Annotated in this window: 18 protein-coding genes; 10 read left to right on the top strand and 8 right to left on the bottom strand. The window is 70.5% G+C overall.

Annotation, left to right across the window (positions count from 1 at the left end):
- Nucleotides 1-28 precede the first annotated feature (28 nt).
- Entirely contained in the window at nucleotides 29-550 is a 522-nt protein-coding gene (locus ESP57_RS10365) for a MarR family winged helix-turn-helix transcriptional regulator (protein WP_158556720.1), read from the bottom strand.
- Nucleotides 551-676: 126 nt separating this feature from the next.
- Here ESP57_RS10365 and ESP57_RS10360 point away from each other — a divergent pair, with 126 nt between their 5' ends.
- Both ESP57_RS10360 and ESP57_RS10355 read left to right on the top strand, forming a co-directional pair.
- Nucleotides 677-3,817, top strand: coding sequence for an efflux RND transporter permease subunit (locus tag ESP57_RS10360; RefSeq protein ID WP_129231479.1), 3,141 nt, complete (start codon nucleotides 677-679; stop codon nucleotides 3,815-3,817).
- A gap of 358 nt (nucleotides 3,818-4,175) precedes the next feature.
- Entirely contained in the window at nucleotides 4,176-5,093 is a 918-nt protein-coding gene (locus ESP57_RS10355; protein ID WP_129231478.1) for an NAD(P)-dependent oxidoreductase, read from the top strand.
- A gap of 49 nt (nucleotides 5,094-5,142) precedes the next feature.
- Here ESP57_RS10355 and ESP57_RS10350 read toward each other — a convergent pair whose 3' ends face one another.
- Nucleotides 5,143-5,655, bottom strand: a complete 513-nt coding sequence (locus tag ESP57_RS10350; protein WP_129231477.1) for a MarR family winged helix-turn-helix transcriptional regulator — start codon at nucleotides 5,653-5,655, stop codon at nucleotides 5,143-5,145.
- A gap of 506 nt (nucleotides 5,656-6,161) precedes the next feature.
- On the opposite strand from ESP57_RS10350, the gene ESP57_RS10340 reads away from it, so the two are divergent.
- Nucleotides 6,162-6,590 (top strand): cupin domain-containing protein, encoded by a 429-nt coding sequence (locus ESP57_RS10340; protein ID WP_129231476.1) that lies wholly within the window; start codon nucleotides 6,162-6,164, stop codon nucleotides 6,588-6,590.
- Between the two features lie 47 nt (nucleotides 6,591-6,637).
- Entirely contained in the window at nucleotides 6,638-7,240 is a 603-nt protein-coding gene (locus tag ESP57_RS10335; RefSeq protein WP_129231475.1) for a class I SAM-dependent DNA methyltransferase, read from the top strand.
- Here the strand turns inward: ESP57_RS10335 and ESP57_RS10330 are convergent.
- Complete coding sequence (locus ESP57_RS10330; protein WP_207904527.1) at nucleotides 7,237-7,815, bottom strand: GIY-YIG nuclease family protein; 579 nt, start codon at nucleotides 7,813-7,815, stop codon at nucleotides 7,237-7,239. The two genes, ESP57_RS10335 and ESP57_RS10330, sit on opposite strands and share 4 nt — an antisense overlap.
- Nucleotides 7,816-7,917: 102 nt before the next feature.
- Between ESP57_RS10330 and ESP57_RS10325 the strand changes: the two genes are divergently transcribed.
- Together ESP57_RS10325 and ESP57_RS10320 are read left to right on the top strand one after the other, a co-directional pair.
- Nucleotides 7,918-8,583 (top strand): asparagine synthase, encoded by a 666-nt coding sequence (locus tag ESP57_RS10325; RefSeq protein ID WP_129231474.1) that lies wholly within the window; start codon nucleotides 7,918-7,920, stop codon nucleotides 8,581-8,583.
- A gap of 78 nt (nucleotides 8,584-8,661) precedes the next feature.
- Nucleotides 8,662-9,864, top strand: a complete 1,203-nt coding sequence (locus ESP57_RS10320) for an MFS transporter (protein WP_129231473.1) — start codon at nucleotides 8,662-8,664, stop codon at nucleotides 9,862-9,864.
- Between the two features lie 16 nt (nucleotides 9,865-9,880).
- On the opposite strand, the gene ESP57_RS10315 is transcribed toward ESP57_RS10320, so the two are convergent.
- From ESP57_RS10315 to ESP57_RS10305, 3 genes are all read right to left on the bottom strand, one after another.
- Nucleotides 9,881-10,477, bottom strand: coding sequence for a DUF7010 family protein (locus tag ESP57_RS10315; RefSeq protein ID WP_129231472.1), 597 nt, complete (start codon nucleotides 10,475-10,477; stop codon nucleotides 9,881-9,883).
- A gap of 114 nt (nucleotides 10,478-10,591) precedes the next feature.
- Entirely contained in the window at nucleotides 10,592-11,002 is a 411-nt protein-coding gene (locus ESP57_RS10310; protein WP_129231471.1) for an arsenate reductase ArsC, read from the bottom strand.
- Between the two features lie 67 nt (nucleotides 11,003-11,069).
- Nucleotides 11,070-12,425 (bottom strand): FAD-dependent oxidoreductase, encoded by a 1,356-nt coding sequence (locus ESP57_RS10305; protein WP_129231470.1) that lies wholly within the window; start codon nucleotides 12,423-12,425, stop codon nucleotides 11,070-11,072.
- A 93-nt stretch (nucleotides 12,426-12,518) separates the two neighbouring features.
- On the opposite strand from ESP57_RS10305, the gene ESP57_RS10300 reads away from it, so the two are divergent.
- Nucleotides 12,519-12,905, top strand: coding sequence for an ArsR/SmtB family transcription factor (locus tag ESP57_RS10300; protein WP_129231679.1), 387 nt, complete (start codon nucleotides 12,519-12,521; stop codon nucleotides 12,903-12,905).
- Here ESP57_RS10300 and ESP57_RS10295 read toward each other — a convergent pair.
- Nucleotides 12,895-13,545 carry a TetR/AcrR family transcriptional regulator gene (locus ESP57_RS10295; RefSeq protein WP_129231469.1) on the bottom strand — a complete coding sequence of 217 codons (651 nt, stop codon included), beginning with the start codon at nucleotides 13,543-13,545 and terminating at the stop codon, nucleotides 12,895-12,897. The two genes, ESP57_RS10300 and ESP57_RS10295, sit on opposite strands and share 11 nt — an antisense overlap.
- Before the next feature lie 90 nt (nucleotides 13,546-13,635).
- Here ESP57_RS10295 and ESP57_RS10290 point away from each other — a divergent pair, with 90 nt between their 5' ends.
- Nucleotides 13,636-14,019, top strand: coding sequence for a DUF1761 domain-containing protein (locus ESP57_RS10290; RefSeq protein ID WP_115959396.1), 384 nt, complete (start codon nucleotides 13,636-13,638; stop codon nucleotides 14,017-14,019).
- A gap of 39 nt (nucleotides 14,020-14,058) precedes the next feature.
- Nucleotides 14,059-14,346 carry a DUF1905 domain-containing protein gene (locus tag ESP57_RS10285; RefSeq protein WP_129231468.1) on the top strand — a complete coding sequence of 96 codons (288 nt, stop codon included), beginning with the start codon at nucleotides 14,059-14,061 and terminating at the stop codon, nucleotides 14,344-14,346.
- A gap of 74 nt (nucleotides 14,347-14,420) precedes the next feature.
- Here ESP57_RS10285 and ESP57_RS10280 read toward each other — a convergent pair whose 3' ends face one another.
- Entirely contained in the window at nucleotides 14,421-15,740 is a 1,320-nt protein-coding gene (locus ESP57_RS10280) for an FAD-binding oxidoreductase (protein WP_129231467.1), read from the bottom strand.
- Nucleotides 15,741-15,853: 113 nt separating this feature from the next.
- On the opposite strand from ESP57_RS10280, the gene ESP57_RS10275 reads away from it, so the two are divergent.
- Entirely contained in the window at nucleotides 15,854-16,465 is a 612-nt protein-coding gene (locus ESP57_RS10275) for a dihydrofolate reductase family protein (RefSeq protein ID WP_129231466.1), read from the top strand.

The following is a 16,465-nucleotide window of genomic DNA, read 5'->3' as shown; positions in this document are numbered from 1 at the left end:
GCCGAATCCGGCTGGCCCTGCCGGTCCGTCAGCGCTCGGGTCGCTGCTCGTCGGCGTCGGCGCTGGCGTCCGCGTCCGTGGCGGCGGCCGCTTCCGCCTCGAGGGCCCGGAGCAGCGCGCCCACGCCGCGCGTGAGCGCCCGGAGGTCTTCGATGTCGAGCCGTTCGAGCGGCGGGCGACTGAGCTGCGGCCGGGCGGCGAGCAGCTCCTGCATCACCTCGCGACCCCGATCGGTGGCGACCACCCGGCGCACCCGGTGATCGTTGAGATCTTCGACGCGCGTGGCCATGCCCTGGCCGGTCAGCCGGTCGACGATGCCCGACATCGTCGCGAGCGAGACGCCGAGCGTCTTCGAGAGGCCCTGCACGGTGCTGCCGTCGGCGTCGGTGAGGATGATGCCGAGCACCTTGAGCTGCTGCATCGTGAGCCGGATCGAGAGCAGCGGCTCGACGAGCTCGGGCACCACGATGGTCTCCATCGCGGCCTGCAGGCGGAGGAGTTCGTCGAGGAGTTCGCCCTGACCGGCGCTGTCGACTTCGAAGCTCTCCACTCGAACACCGTACCCCGGCATTCTCAGCCGCGGCACAGGGAAGAATACGTAGCCTAAAGCGAAGCTTCGTGTGATACGAAGCAAATTCCCCCTCGGTACGACCACGCCCCGACCCCCAGGACGGCCATGTACAGACTCGCCCGATTCAGTCTCGCCAACCGGGCGCTCGTCGCGCTCGTGACGCTCGTCATCGCCGGCTTCGGCCTGTTCTCGATGACGCAGCTCAAGCAGGAGCTCATCCCGTCGATCGAGCTGCCGCAGACGACCGTCGTGACGGTCGTGCCGGGCGCGAGCCCCGAGGTGATGGACGAGCAGGTGAGCCTGCCGATCTCGAACGCGCTGTCGAACCTCGACGACGTCGAGTCGGTCGTCGCGAGCTCGTCGAGCGGGGTGTCGACGGTCTCCGTCGCCTATGCCTACGGCACCGACGCCAAGGAGTTCACGGCCTCGCTGAACGACGCGATCGCCGGGCTCGACGGAACGCTTCCCGAGAACGCCGAACCCGAGGTGCTCGCGGGCAGCACCTCGTCGCTGCCGATCATGTTCCTGACGGCAGGGGCGACGGATGTCTCGCTGGCCGAGCTCTCCGCGACGCTCGCCGACATCGTCGTGCCTCGCCTCGAGGCCATCGACGGCGTGCGCTCCGCCACGGTCTCGGGCGGCGCGACCGAGCGTGTCGTGATCACCCCCGACCAGGCCGCGCTCGCCGAGCAGGGCATCTCCCCGATGGCCGTCTCCGATGCGCTCGAGGCCAACGGGCTCGTGATGCCGCTCGGCAGCATCACCGAGGACGGCCAGCTGCTGCCCGTCCAGGGCGGCGAGTCGATCGACTCGCTCGACGCGCTCCGCGAGATCCCGCTGGCCTCGACGACGCAGCCCGGCACCGTCGTGCAGCTCGGCGACGTGGCATCCGTCGAGCTCGAGACCGAGCCGCAGACCTCGATCACCCGCACCAACGGCGTCGAGGCGCTCTCGCTCTCGATCGTCGCGACCCAGAACGCCGACGTCGTCGCCGTCTCGCACGCCGTCGACGATGCCCTCGCCGACCTGTCCGACGAGCTCGAGGGCATCGACCTCACGGTCGTGTTCAGCCAGGCGCCGTTCATCGAGGAGTCGATCCAGCACCTCGCGATCGAGGGCCTGCTCGGCCTCCTCTTCGCGATCGTCGTCATCCTGATCTTCCTCATGTCGGTGCGCTCGACGCTCGTGACCGCGATCTCCATCCCGCTCTCGGTGCTCGTGACCTTCATCGGGCTGAACCTCGGTGGCTACTCGCTCAACATGCTCACCCTCGGTGCCCTCACGATCGCGATCGGACGCGTGGTCGACGACTCGATCGTCGTCATCGAGAACATCAAGCGGCACCTCGCCTACGGCGAGGCGAAGGTGCAGGCGATCCTCGGGGCCGTGCGGGAGGTCGCGGGGGCGATCACCTCGTCGACGCTCACGACCGTCGCCGTCTTCCTGCCGATCGCGCTCGTCGGCGGTATGGTCGGCGAGCTCTTCGCGCCGTTCGCCCTCACGGTGACGATCGCGATGCTCTCCTCGCTCCTCGTCTCGCTGACGATCGTGCCCGTGCTCTCGTACTGGTTCCTGCGGCAGCCGAAGAACCTCGACGACATCGAGGCCACCCGCCTCGCCGCCGAGGAGAAGGAGCGCACGGGCTGGCTGCAGCGCGGCTACGCCCCAGTGCTCCGCGGCACGCAGAAGCATCCGGTGATCACCCTCGTCTCCTCGGTGCTGCTCCTCGTCATCACCTTCGCGATGGTGCCCTTCCTGAAGGTCGACTTCCTCGGCTCGACCGGCCAGAACATGGTCACGGTCACGCAGGAGTTCCCGGCCGGCACCGACCTCGAGACGATCTCGGCAGGAGCCGAGAAGGTCGAGGACGTGCTGCTCGACCTCGATGGCGTCGAAGACGTCATGCTCACCGCCGGCTCTGGCGGCATGATGTCGATGCTCGGCGGCGCGGGCGGTACGGCGACCTACATCGTGAACACCTCGAAGGACGTCGACCAGGCGGCGCTGCAGGACGAGCTGCGGGAGAGCCTCGCCGAGATCGACGACGCCGGCGAGATCGCCATCGCCGACTCGGCCGCGATGGGCGGCTTCGGCGGCACCGTCGACGTGATCGTGCAGGCTGCGAACGAGAGCGATCTCGCCGCGGCATCCGAGGACGTGCTCGCCGCGCTCGAAGACACCCCGAACGCCGCGGAGGTCACGAGCGATCGCGCCCCGGCGCAGCCGATCGTGCAGGTGACCGTCGACCGCACGGCCGCGCTCGAGAACGGCCTCACGGAGGTGCAGGTGCTCGGCATCGTGGCGGGCACGCTCTCGCCGCAGTCGATCGGCTCGATCGGGCTCGACGGCGAGGAGTACCGCATCTACGTCGACGGCGCCCCCGCGCCGCAGTCGATCGCCGAACTCGAGCAGGTCGTGCTGCCGAGCACCGCGAGCCCCGTCGGCTTCGTGCCGCTGTCGGCGATCGCGACGGTCGAGGAGGTCACCGTGCCCACCTCGATCGCCCGCCAGTCCGGCGAGCTCGTCGCGACGATCTCGATCACGCCCGACGAGGGCGAGCTGGGCGCCGTCACCGCATCGGTGCAGGAGAGCCTCGCCGAGCTCGAGCTGCCGCAGGGCGTCACCGCCGAGATCGGCGGCCTCGCCGAGACCCAGACCGAGTCGTTCGAGCAGCTCGGCCTCGCGATGCTCGTCGCGATCGCGATCGTGTTCATGCTGCTCGTGGCGACGTTCCGGTCGCTGCGCCAGCCGCTGATCCTGCTCGTGTCGATTCCGTTCGCCGCAACCGGCGCCATCGCGCTGCTGCTCGCGACCGGACGACCGCTCGGCATCTCGGCGCTCATCGGCATGCTCATGCTGATCGGCATCGTCGTGACGAACGCGATCGTGCTCATCGACCTCGTGAACCAGTACCGGGCCCAGGGCCAGCGGGTCGCCGACGCCGTCTTCAACGGCGCCCGTCAGCGCCTGCGCCCGATCCTCATGACGGCGCTCGCGACGATCTTCGCCCTCATGCCGATGGCGTTCGGCGTCACCGGGTCGAGCGGGTTCATCTCGCAGGACCTCGCGATCGTCGTGATCGGCGGACTCGTCTCCTCGACGGTGCTGACCCTCGTGCTCGTGCCCGTGCTGTACCTCCTCGTCGAGGGTCGCCGCGAGCGACGCGAGGCGAAGCGGGCGGCGAAGCACGAGGCGAAGGCTGCGGATGTCGCGGGGCCTGCGCTCCCCGCTGCGACCGACGCCTGACGCTCGACGCCTCGCGCGAGCGTGAAGCAGGAACGGGCGCCCCGACACGGGCGCCCGTTCCGCTCCGCTCCGCCCTTCATGTCGGGCGTCGCGTGCACGGGCGTGCCACTCATTCGGTCGTCGTGACTCGTGCGAGACCTCGGCGATCTCGTGCGAGAGCGGCCGAGCCTCGTGCGAGACCGGCCGAGCCTCGTGTGTGAGCGCCCCAGCCTCATGTGAGACCCGCCTCATGTGAGGCAGATCTCACACGGTCGGTTCGCACGCTGTTCGCGCCGCATCGGGTGCATTGCCGTGGTGAGGAGGCGACCGTATCGTGGACGCGAGGGCGCATTGCCGCGTCGCGACGTCGGGAGGAACCATGGCCACCATCGCGTGGATCGGTCTGGGACACATGGGCGGGCCGATGGCGGGAAACCTCGTCGCGGCCGGTCATCTCGTGCGGGGCGTCGACCCGGTGCCGGCGGCGCGCACCGCCGCCGCCGAGCGCGGCGTGCGCATCGTCGCGACCGTGGAGGAGGCGGTTCGGGAGGCCGACGTCGTCTTCACCTCGCTTCCGCGGAGCGAGCATGTCCGCGAGGTCTACGGGGGCGACGGCGGGGTGTGGGCTGCGGCGCCCGCCGGGGCATTGCTGCTCGACACGTCGACGGTCGATGTCGCGACGTCGAGGTTCTGCCACGAGGCATCCGTCGAACGCGGGTTCCGCTTCGTCGACTCGCCCGTCTCCGGCGGCATCGCGGGGGCGGAGGCGGCGACGCTCACCTTCATGCTCGGCGGCGATCCCGAGGATGTCGCCGAGGCCACTCGGCTCGTCGAGCCGCTCGCGGCGCACGTCTTCGACCTCGGCGGCCCCACGATGGGCATCGCCGCGAAGCTCGCGAACAACCTCATGCTCTTCGTCTCGCTGCTCGGCGTCGCCGAGGGCTCGCAGCTCGCAGCCGAGCTCGGGCTCGACCCGGCGAAGTTCTTCGAAGTGGCGTCCGTGTCGTCGGGGGAGTCGTGGCCGCTCCGCACCTGGTACCCGGCGCCGGGCGTGGTGCCGACGAGCCCGGCGAACCGCGGCTTCGACGCGACCTTCTCGGCAGTGCTCGCCCAGAAGGACCTGTCGTTCGCGCTCGCCGCGGGCGCCGCCGCCGGGCTGCCGATGCCGGCGTCGCGCATCGCGCTCGAGCAGTTCGAACGGCTCATCGACGAGGGTCTCGGCGGCAAGGACGCGAGCCTCATCGTGAAGTACGCCTCGTCCGACGGGAGCGTCGCGGGGTTCGACCCCGAGGCGTGAGGGTGCGGCGGGTCGCACTCGCCCGACCCGGCGGGCGTGGGCGCCCGGCTCAGCCGTGCTGCACGGCCGTGATGACCTCGGTGAGGCGGTCTCGCAGATGCCCCAGCTCGTCGAGGCTCATGCCGAGGCGGTCGACGACCTGCGGCGGGATCGCGAGCGCCTGCTCGCGGAGCGCCCGTCCGGTCGGAGTGAGCGCGACGTCGAGGGCGCGCTCGTCGCGCGTGCTGCGCTCGCGCGTCAGGTAGCCCTGCGCCTCGAGCCGCTTCAACAGCGGCGACAGCGTCGCGGGCTCGAGCTGGAGCGCCTCGCCGAGGTCGCGCACGGTGCGGGGGCTCCGCTGCCAGAGCGCGAGCATGACGAGGTACTGCGGGTGCGTGAGGCCGAGCGGCTCGAGGATCGGACGGTAGACGCCGATCACGCCGCGCGCCGCGACGGCGAGGGCGAAGCAGACCTGGTTCTCGAGCGCCAGCAGGTCGTCGGTCGCAGCAGCGCCGCCGGGCTCAGCGGATGGCGCGGCAACCGGCTCGTCGGTGGTGTCGGGGAGTGCGCTGCTGGCGTTCATGGGCTTCCAGTATGACGTGGCGACAAATCATTAGTACACTAATGATTGTGACACGAAGAAAGCGGGACACGCCACCCGGGGCCCAGCGCGGCTACGCCGGCTTCATCGACCGGCTGAACGCTAGGCTGCTGCCCTACATCGGGCCTCCTCCGCTCGGCCCCTACGACGAGGAGCCGGCGCCAGCCACGCCTCCCGCCTGCCCGCTCTGCGGCGCGCCGATGTCGAGCCACACGATCGACCGTTCATTCGAGCGCACGCAGCTGCACTGCCCCTGATCCGCGGGCGCACGGTCGCTCGTGCTCGTGCTCGTGCCCGTGCCCGCGCCTCGTGCCTCGCGCGAACCCGCCGCGCGCGTCCCATCGCTCCGCGACCGTCGAGATGACGCTTCTCGTCGGTTCGACGCGGGTCCATCCGACAAGAAGCGTCGTCTCGATGGGTCGAAGCGGCGAGGCATCCCATGAGGAATGCCGCGGCAGCGTGTCGGCGCCGCCCGCTACTCTGGCGACGTGAGCGACTACGAAGTGCTGGAGATCGGCGGCCTCGACGAGTGGCGGGAGCACTTCGGCGGCTTCCGCCCCGAGAGTTCGCGCGACGGTCGGCGGGTCGTCGACCACGACCTGACGATGCAGTACATCGGCATGACCGCCAACGCCCTCGAACCGGGCGAAGAGGCCGGCTACTGGCACACCCACTCCCGCGTCGAGGAGCTCTACGTCTTCCTCGGAGGCCGCGGGCAGATGGGCCTCGACGGCGAGGTCGTCGACGTCGGCCCCGGCAGCGTCGTGCGCGTCGGCCAGGGGGTCTGGCGCACTTGGCGCTGCGTTCCCGACGGTTCCGAGCAGCTGCGCTGGCTGTGCATCCGCGCCGGTGGCTCCGAGCTGCCGCACCTGCCCGACGACGGGCAGCGCGACAACGACCGCCCGTCACCCTGGTAGTCGGCGGCAGAACGACGACCGAGACGAGCGCCGCGCGAGTGGGTGACATGTCGATCAGCGAAGTGCGAGCGGCCTACACCGAGCGAGCCGAGGAGTACATCTCGCTGCTCGGATCGGTCGCCGACACCCACGAGCTCGACCGCGAACTCATCACCCGATGGGCCGCGTCGCTCGACGGACCGCTGCTCGACGCCGGGTGCGGACCGGGGCACTGGACCGATCACCTCCGACGGCTCGGTCATGACGTCGAGGGCGTCGACCTCACTCCCGCGTTCGTCGCCCGCGCGGCTGAGCGGTTCCCCGCGGTGCCGTTCAGGGTGGCGTCGTTCGACGACCTCGGCGTGCCCGCTGCCGGCCTCGCCGGGATCCTCGCGTGGTACTCGCTCATCCACCTCGAACCCGACCGTGTGCCGTCGGCCCTCGATGAGCTCGCACGATGCATCCGCCCCGGGGGGAGCCTGCTGCTCGGCTTCTTCGACGGCGTGAGCATCGAGCCATTCGCGCACAAGGTCGTGACCGCCTACTTCTGGCCGCCGACCGCCATGGCGCAGCGCCTCGAGGCGGCGGGGTTCGCGGTCGAAGAGGTGCACACCCGCACCGACCCCGGCCGCCGACCGCACGCGGCGATCATCGCGCGGCGAACCTCCTAGCTCTGCGCCGCCAGCCGCCGGCTCACCCAGCGGTCGTACTGCGCCCACGGGTCGGCGATGCCGAGTCGCAGCTCGGCGATGTGCGCGAGCAGTTCGTCGTGCACCCCGAACCATTCGGTGCCCGCGAACCGGTGTCTCGCGAACTGCGCGTGACGGCGCTGCTCGACCGTGCGGTCGCCGAGCTCGAAGGCGAGCACCTCGTCGTGCGGCAGGCTCGCGAACCGCACCCGGGGGTTGCCCGAGGTGCCGATCTTGATCTGGTCGCGATAGCCGAGGTAGTAGACGACGTCGACCCGGGGATCGGCCAGCCCGTCGTCAGGCGCGTCGCCGAAGCGCCACTCGCAGATCGCGCAGATGCGACCCGACGGGTACACGATGCCAACCCGCGAGCCGCAGACGAGGCAGGGCCCCGGCAGCAGGTCGGTCACCCCGACGTCTCGCGCCACCCAGTCGTATGCCTCGAGCAGGTGCCGGGTGCACAGGTCGAGCGGCGCGCCCGGCTCGACCGACGCCGCGCACGGGCCGTCATCGAGGCGGATGCTGCACGCCCGCCCTGCGGCATCCGCTCGGTTCATACCGGAAGGCTAACCGCGACCACCGACGCGAGAGTGAGCCGCGATAGGCTCGATCTCCGACGCCGAATGGCGGCGGACACCGACGTTCGGAGGTCGATCGGCATGCCCCTGTGGCGCAAGCGGCAGAGAAAACGGTTCAAGCCGTTCGACCGCACCGCGCTGCCCGAGGCCCCGACGCCGACCTTCGACGAGATGCTCGCGGAAGGCGTGCTCGTCGCCGAGTCCGCCGGGCGCATGGCGTTGAAGAACCGCATGATCGTCGAGGCGCTGCGCGGTGAGGAGCCGTTCGCACCCGAGCGCGCCGCCGCCGCCGCTCGCGAGGTGCTCTACGAACTCGTGCAGGAGGCCGACGAGGTCGCCGAGATTACGAGCGAGGCCCGGTCCGCCGCCGCCAAGCGCGACGGCCGTTCATCCCACGAGCACGACTACCGAAGGGCGGATGCCGCGAACCTCCGCCGCCGCGAGCAGGTGTATGCCGCCGTCGCGAAGGAACTGTGGGAGCGCCGCAACGACCCCGAGTACCTCAGGGCCTTCGCCGAGCGCGCACGCGAAGAGGCCTGGGACGAGGTCTCGGGTGCGATCGAGACGCGCCTCGACCGCGAGTGGGGCGAGTGGCCCGAGATCGAGGTCGACGAGACCTACGAGGCCGAGCGCGACGACCGCATCCACGACTTGCTGGCCGACCTCGATCGAGGCGTGGCGGCTGCCGAGGCCGAGCGTGCGCGCCGCGCCGAGGCGAACGACCCGTTCCGCGGCTTCGCGGGCTGAGCCGGGCGGCCCGAACGTTCATCAGGGGTTCACGGCCCGCAGCGGCGGTCGTCGGCGCTCCGCGATAGCGTGGGAATGATGAGCCGCACCGACCGTATCGACCGAGTCGAAGCGTCGCCCGTGCCGGCCGGTCGGCCGGGCCTGCGCCTCGCCGCGCTGTCGATCGGGCAGGTCGTCAGCTGGGGCATCCTCTACTACGCGATGATCGTCGCGGCGCCCGAGGTGGCGCGCGAGACGGGCTGGTCGCTCGTCGCGATCACCGCCGCGTTCTCGGCCGGACTCGTGGTGTCGGCGCTCGCCGGGGTCTTCGTCGGCCGCCTGCTCGACGAACGCGGACCGCGCACCGTCATGAGCCTCGGCTCGCTCGTGGGTGCGGTCGGGCTCGTGGGCGTCGCCTCCGCGCCCGACCTCGTGCTCTTCGCCGGCGCCTGGATCGTGTGCGGCATCGCGCAGTCGGCCGTGCTCTACCAGGCCGCCTTCACCGTGATCACTCGTCGCTACGGTGCACGCCGCCAGCTGCCGATGACGATCCTGACGCTGGCGGGCGGGCTCGCCTCGACGATCTTCGCCCCGATCGTCGCCGGTCTGCTCGCGGTGCTCGACTGGCGGGCGACCTTCCTCGTGCTCGCCGCGGTGCTCGCGATCATCACCGTGCCGCTGCACCTGCTGTCGCTCGAGCGTCGATGGCCGCACCGGCACGCCGTGCACGACGAAGCCGTGCACACGGTCTCTTCAGTGCTTCGAACGCGTCGCTTCTGGATGCTCGAGAACACCATGATCACCGTCAGCGTGGCGCTCATGAGCACGACGCTCGCGGCCGTGCCGCTCTACATGGAGAAGGGCCTGACCTTCGAGTTCGCGGCGCTCGCGCTCGGCCTGATCGGCGCCGGCCAGGTGATCGGCCGGTTGCTGTTCCTTGTGCTGCCTCATGGCGTGCGGCCGTGGGTGCCGGTCGCGATCGTCTGCGCGCTCGCCGCGATCTCGCTCGCCGCGCTCGCACTCGTGCCCGGTCCGATCTGGCTGCTCATCGTGATCGGCGTCGTCGCCGGTGCCGTGCGCGGCGCGTACACGCTCGTGCAGGCGTCGGCGGTCGCCGACCGCTGGGGCACCCGCAACTACGGTGCCATCAACGGCGCCTTCGCTGCGCCGATCACGATCGCGATGGCCCTCTCTCCTGCGATCGGCGCGGCGGTGGCCACGGGCGTCGGATCGTACGCCGCGATGACGGCCGTCATGGCGGGGCTCGCGTTCGTCGCGATGCTCACGGCGCGCGCGACGTGAGCCCGACGAAGGTCGATCACGAGACGTCGGATATCCCACCGTCACGAAGGGCGGGAGACGTGAGTGCCGCGGTGTGCTGGAACTCGGCTCGGTAGGCGACGAAGAGCGAACCGGCGAACACCAACAGCACCACGCAACCGATCCAGCCGCTGAGGTCTCTCAACGCGGGGACGGCGAAGATGGCGACCGCCCCGACCGCCACCAGGACTCCGGCCAAGACACCGTACGAGCGCATCCCGTAGAGCGAGATGAACGTGAGGTAGTGGGCCCCCACGATGATGAGCGAGGCCGGCAGGAACAACGAGGGTTCGACAGCGCCGAGCGCGATCGCCACGAGCAACCCCAGCGGCACGGTGAATGCGCTTTGCATGGCGAGGGCGATTGAAGGGTGCCCTTTGGCCAGGGAAGCCGGTCCACCCATCAGCTTCAAAACAAGCGAGGACAGCGGAAAGATCAACATCCCCCCGAAGAAGAGGACGGCCATTGCTGTTGCCGAGGAACCCCACTGAGACGCGGCCGACGCCGCCGCCCAGATCACGGCGGCGACGAGTGGACCCGAGAATCCTGCCCGGTAGACACGGCGAACATCCTCTTGCGCCTGTTTCACGTTCACGCGTTCATACTCGCAGAAGACGCGCGAGGGGCTCGAGAGCGGCCGGAATCGACCGTGTGTCCGGCGTTCGCGAATGCGGTCATCGACCGCAGCCGAAGCCTTGTCAGACTTGCCCTAGGCGCCGACGGGCGCGATCTCGGCGATGAGCGCCTCGACGCGAGCACGAATGTCGTCGCGCACGCGCCGGACCGTTTCGAGCTCCTTGCCGGCGGGGTCTTCGAGCTCCCAGTCCTCGTACCGCTTGCCGGGGAAGATCGGGCACGCGTCGCCGCAGCCCATCGTGATCACGACGTCGGATTCCCTCACGGCGTCGACGGTGAGGACCTTCGGCGTGCTGCCGGCGATGTCGATGCCCTCCTCGGCCATCGCCTCGATGGCGACCGGGTTGATCTCGTCCTTGGGCTCCGAGCCGGCCGAGAGCACCTCGACGCGGTCGCCCGCGAGCGCCCGCAGGTAACCGGCGGCCATCTGGGAACGGCCGGCGTTGTGCACGCAGACGAACAGGACGGTGGGGGTGTCGTTCACGGGTTCTCGCTCTCGATGGTCGGCAGCAGCCTAGACGGGTGAGGTGACGCCGGGGTGAACGAGCGGTTCAACTGCAGCATCCGCTCGCCTCCGCCGCAGCGCCGCCGCTCGTCGCGGCTGCAGTGCCCGTGGAGCACACGCCCGTGGCGGGCAGCACGAGCTCGACGTCGCGGGCGGCCGCAGCGTCGCCGGCGAGCCACGCCGACACCGAGCGGACCTGCTCGTACCCGGTCGCGAGCAGGAAGGTCGGCGCCCGCCCGTAGCTCTTCATGCCCACGATGAAGAAGTCGCGCTCGGGCTGGGTGAGCTCGGCGAAGCCATGCGGTTCGACCGTGCCGCAGGAGTGCACGTTGGGGTCGATGAGGGGGGCGAGGCGGCGGGGCGCTTCGACGATGTCGTCGAGCTCGAGCCGGATCTCGCGGAGCATCTCGAGGTTCGGGCGGAAGCCGGTCGCGTTCACGATGCGGTCGGCCGAGATCGTCTCGAGCCCGTCACCTCGGCGGCCGGTGATGCGGGCGACGGATGCCTCGTCGTCCAGGCCGCGCGCGAGCCGCACGATCTCGAACCGATCGACGAGCTCGATGCGTCCGGCGTCGACGAGCGCGTCGACGCGCGCCCCGATCGATGCCCGCGCCGCGAGCTCGTCATCGGGTGAGGTCGAGACGCGTGCCGCGGTGGCGTTGCGGATGACCCAGGTGATGCGGGTGCTCGGCTCCTGCTCGGCCAGCGTCGCGAGCTTCAGCAGCGTGTTGGCGGCGGAGTGCCCGGCTCCGACGACGACGGTGTGCCGGCCGGCGAAGGCGGCTCGTTCACGACCGACCACGTCGGGCAGCGCGTGGCTGACGAGGTCGGCCACCTCGGGCAGGCCGAGCGGGTCGAGTCCCGAGGAGCCGAGACTGTTCGGGGTGAGGTACGTGCCCGAGGCGTCGATCACGGCACGCGCGGTCAGCTCGTCGACGCCGTCGGCGGTGCGCACGCGCAGCAGGAACGGCGTCTGCGCCCGGCCGGTGGTGCGCGTGCGGTCCATGCCTTCGCGGGTGATGTCGGTGACGTCGACGCCGAGACGCGTGCGCCCGGCGATCGCCGGGAGTGCCGCCAGTGGTGCGAGGAACTGTTCGACGAGCTCTGCACCCGTGGGCAGGGAATCGGCGGGCGGTTCGACCCAGTCGGTCTCGGCGAGCAGGCGCTTCGCTGCAGGGTCGACGAGGTGCTTCCACGGGGAGAACAACCGGGTGTGGCCCCATTGCTCGACGCTCGCGCCGATGCGGTCGCCGGCTTCGAGCAGCACGAAGTCGATGCCGCGCTCGGTCAGGTTCGCCGCGGCGGCGAGGCCGATCGGGCCGGCGCCGACGATGGCGACGGGCAGGCCCTGCAGCCGCGAGGGAGCCGTGGTGGTCGGGGTGATGAGGTCGATGAGGGTCATCCGTGTCTCTCATTCATTGAAGTTCGTCGATAGAGCGAGTGTGGCGACTATATCGATAGATGTCAATATACGGGTAGAGTGGTGCTCGTGACCATGATCGAGCTGCCCCTCCTCTCGCGCGACGCCGCCGAGGCGGAGGCCGTCGCTGCCGCCGGGGCCGCGCCCGCCGCGTGCTGCGGTCCGCTCACCCGGGAGACCATCACCGCCGCCGATGCCGACGTGTTCGCCCGGAAGCTCAAGGCGCTCGCCGACCCCGTGAGGCTGCGTCTCGTCTCGATCGTCGCGGCATCCGAGGGTCAGGAGGCGTGCGTGTGCGACCTCACCGAGCCCGTCGGCCTCAGCCAGCCGACCGTGTCGCACCACCTGAAGATCCTCACCGAGGCCGGTATTCTCTCGCGTTCGAAGCGCGGCACATGGGCGTACTTCCGCTTGGTGCCGGGTGCGCTCGAGGCGATCGCGGCACCGCTCGTCAACGTCTGACGCCGCGCCCGAAGCGGGCGAGGAACGTCGTGACCGCCTCGTCGGCGATGCGATCGAGCTCGACGTCGTCGTAGGGCCGGGCGGTTCCCTCGAGCGTGAGCCGGTTCAGCGGTACGGCGATCACCAGCCACGTGAACTGCTCTGCGGCGATGTGGGCCGGCTCGGCGTGCAGCACGCCTCGCTCCGAGAGCACCGAGAACGCGTTCGCGAGGGCCGTGATGTTCCGCTCCCAGCTGCGCTCGACGTAGTCGGACGCGATGGCGGGGAAGCGTGCGGCCTCGGCCGCCACCAGTGTGCGCATCTGCAGGACGGCCGGAGAAAGCACGCCGCGCTGCAGCACTCCAGCGAGCTGTCGCAGCTGCGCGGCGGGATCGTCCGCGATCGCCAGGGCGTCGGTGTGGGGCTTCATCGCATCCCGCCCGCGCTCGACCCAGTCGGCGACCACCGCGGCGAACAGTTCGTTCTTCGACGGGTAGTCGCGGTAGAGGGAGGCCTTGGAGATGCGTGCGGACGACGCGACCGAGTCCATGGTCGTGCCGGCGAAGCCGTGCGACAGGAACTGCGCCCTCGCGATGTCGAGGAGCGCGGCGCCGGCCGTTCCGCGTGGGCGACCGAGGCGGCGCGCTTGGCTGGTGACCATGTTCCTCCGATTTAGTACTTGACAGTACTTTACAGGGCGCCTACCGTGTAACTAAAGAACCCAGCAGTACTAAAGTCGAAGGGTCGGGAGATGGTCTTCCTCGGAATCGCGATCGCGGCGGTCGCCGCCTTCATCCTCAGCTCCGTCTACTACATCGTGGCGCCGAAGGCACCGCCGGCCTCCGCCGAACGCGGCACCGCCCGCGACGAGCGCCCCAAGCCGTGGCAGATCCTGCTCGAACTCGTGCGCAGCGCCATCGTCGCCGGTCTGCTGGCCGGCCTGATGATCGCCGCCGGATGGTCAGGGGCCTGGGCCGGTGCGCTGCTCGGGCTCTCGCTCTTCGCGCTGCCGCTCGTGCTGCTCGCCGGATCCGTGCAGTGGGAGAAGGTTCCGGTCTCGACCGCAGTGCTCCACGCCGGCGACTGGCTGCTCAAGCTCGTGCTCATCGGCGTCATCGTCGGCCTGTTCGTCTGAGCCAGGAGACGTGTTCGTCAACGAGGAGAAAGGATGATCATGACCAGCAAGGCAGGGCCGCTCGACATCACGTTCAACGCCGTGCTCGGCAAGGCGCAGCCGGGAGACACCTGGACCTGCGTCAAGCTGCCCGACTCGGCCGCCATCTTCGGCACCCGCGGACTCGTCAAGGTCGCCGGCACCGTCGACGGGGTGGAGTTCCGGAGCTCGTTCATGGCGCTCGGCGACGGCACCCACAAGCTGCCGATCGCCGCTGGACTGCGGCGTTCGATCGGGAAGACCGACGGCGACGAGGTCACCGTGCACCTCACCGAACGCCTCGGGTGACGAGGCGAGACCAGTGAGCGGATGCCCCGGCGCGCTGCCGGGGCATCCGCTCACTGCCGTCTCATCCGGCCGGCTCAGTCAGCCGGCGCGATGTTGTGGTTGCGGCGGAACACGTTGCCCGGGTCGACCTGCCTCTTGATGCGGCGCAGGCGCTCGAGCGTCGCCGGCGGGTACATCGACGCCGTGACCTCGGGGCCGTACTCGGCCGAGAAGTTGCCGTAGGTGCCGCTCGTGAACGCGAGCGCGGCATCGCTGCCCGCCTTCACGGCCGCGAGCTGCTCGGGCGAGGCATCCGCCGCGAGCACCCCGTTGACGATGAGGAGCGCCTCGGCATCGCGGTGGGGGATCGCCGTCGCGTCGGGCGCGACCCGGGAGAAGGCGCCGCCGAGTGCGCGGAGCAGCACCATGGTGGGCACCTCTCGGGCGTATGCCGCCGCGACCGCGTCGAGCGCCGCATCGGACAGGTCGGGCACGAAGCCGTTGCCGCCGACGAACAGGAACGGCGGCCGACCCGGCGGGGCGTCTTCGAGCAGTTCGCTGTAGGCGACCGGGGCGAGAGACACCTCCACGACCGACGGGAGCGCGAGCAGCGGAGCGAGGAGCTCGTGGAGCCTGGACTCGTCGCCCTTCAGGGCCACGCCGAGCTGCGGCCCGCCGGGCATCTCGGGCCCGAACGGCGGCAACAGCATGAGGGACGAGTTCAGTTCGTCAGGGCCTGCCCGCATGACGTCGCGCCACGCGCGGAGCACCGCGGGCACGTCGGAACGGTCGAAGCGCACGAGCCCGCCGACGAGCCCGTCTGCGGGGATCGCCTGGAAGACGAACCTCGTGGCGACGCCGAAGTTGCCGCCGCCGCCGCGCACCGCCCAGAAGAGCTCGGGGTGCGACGTCTCGCTCAGGGTCAGCACCTCGCCGGCCGCCGTGACGAGCTCGACCTCGCGGAGCGCGTCGATGGCGAGGCCCTGCTCGCGCACGAGCCAGCCGACACCGCCGCCGAGCGCCAGGCCCCCCACGCCGACGTCGCGGGTGTCGCCCGAGCTCACGCCCAGCCCGTGCGGGCCGAGCACGGCGGCGACGTCGCCCCAGTGGGCACCGCCGCCCACAGTGACGAGGCCGGTCGCGTCGACCTCGATCGCGGTGAACTCGGCGAGGTCGACGACGAGGCCGCCGTCGACCGGAAGCAGGCCGTGACCGCCGCTGCGCACGGCGATCGGCATGCCCGCCGCGGCGGCGAGGCCGACGGCGGCCGCGACCTCGTCGACGGTGTGCGGTCGAACGACCGCGTCGGGTTCGCCGACGCCGGCGAACACGGTGCGCCCGGCGTCGTACTCGGATGCGCCGGGACCATGGGCCCGGCCTGGAACTCGTTCGCTCAGATCGGAGAGAAGAGACATTTCGTCAGTCTGGCAGCGGCCTGCGACATCCGGAACGGTGCTCGCTCTGCGCGGAATCGGTGCGTTCGCATGCACCGATGCGGGTGTCGGCGGAGCGGCGTACGGTGTCGCGCATGACGTTCAACGACGGCCTCGTCACGGCCAACCTCTCGATCTCGCTCGACGGATTCGTCGCCGGCCCGAACCAGACCCGTACCGACCCGCTCGGCGAAGGCGGCGAAGACCTGCACCGGTGGATGTTCGAGCAGCCCGACGAGAACGCCGGCATCGTCGAGCAGATCCTCGCGCCGGATGCCTACATCATGGGCCGCAACATGTTCGGGCCGATCCGCGGCGAGTGGACCGACGAGGACTGGAAGGGCTGGTGGGGCGAGAACCCGCCGTACCACGGGCCCGTCTACGTGCTCACGCACCACCCGCACGACCCGATCCCGATGGAGGGCGGCACGACCTTCCACTTCGTGACGACCGGCATCGAAGACGCGCTCGCCCAGGCGAGAGCTGCCGTCGGCGACGATGGCCGCATCTCGATCGCGGGCGGCGCGAGCACTGTGCGGCAGTACCTCGCCGCCGGCCACATCGACCGCATCATCATCACGATCTCGCCGATGATGCTCGGCGGCGGCGAGCGGCTCTTCGAGGGCATCGACGACCCGGCCCTCACGCCGGTCGAGGTGCTGAACACCCCGCTCGCGACGCACATCACCTACGAGCGGCGACGCTGA

The organism is Agromyces fucosus (assembly GCF_004134865.1).
GTDB lineage: Bacteria > Actinomycetota > Actinomycetes > Actinomycetales > Microbacteriaceae > Agromyces > Agromyces fucosus.
This window is presented reverse-complemented; position numbering and strand designations above follow the sequence as displayed.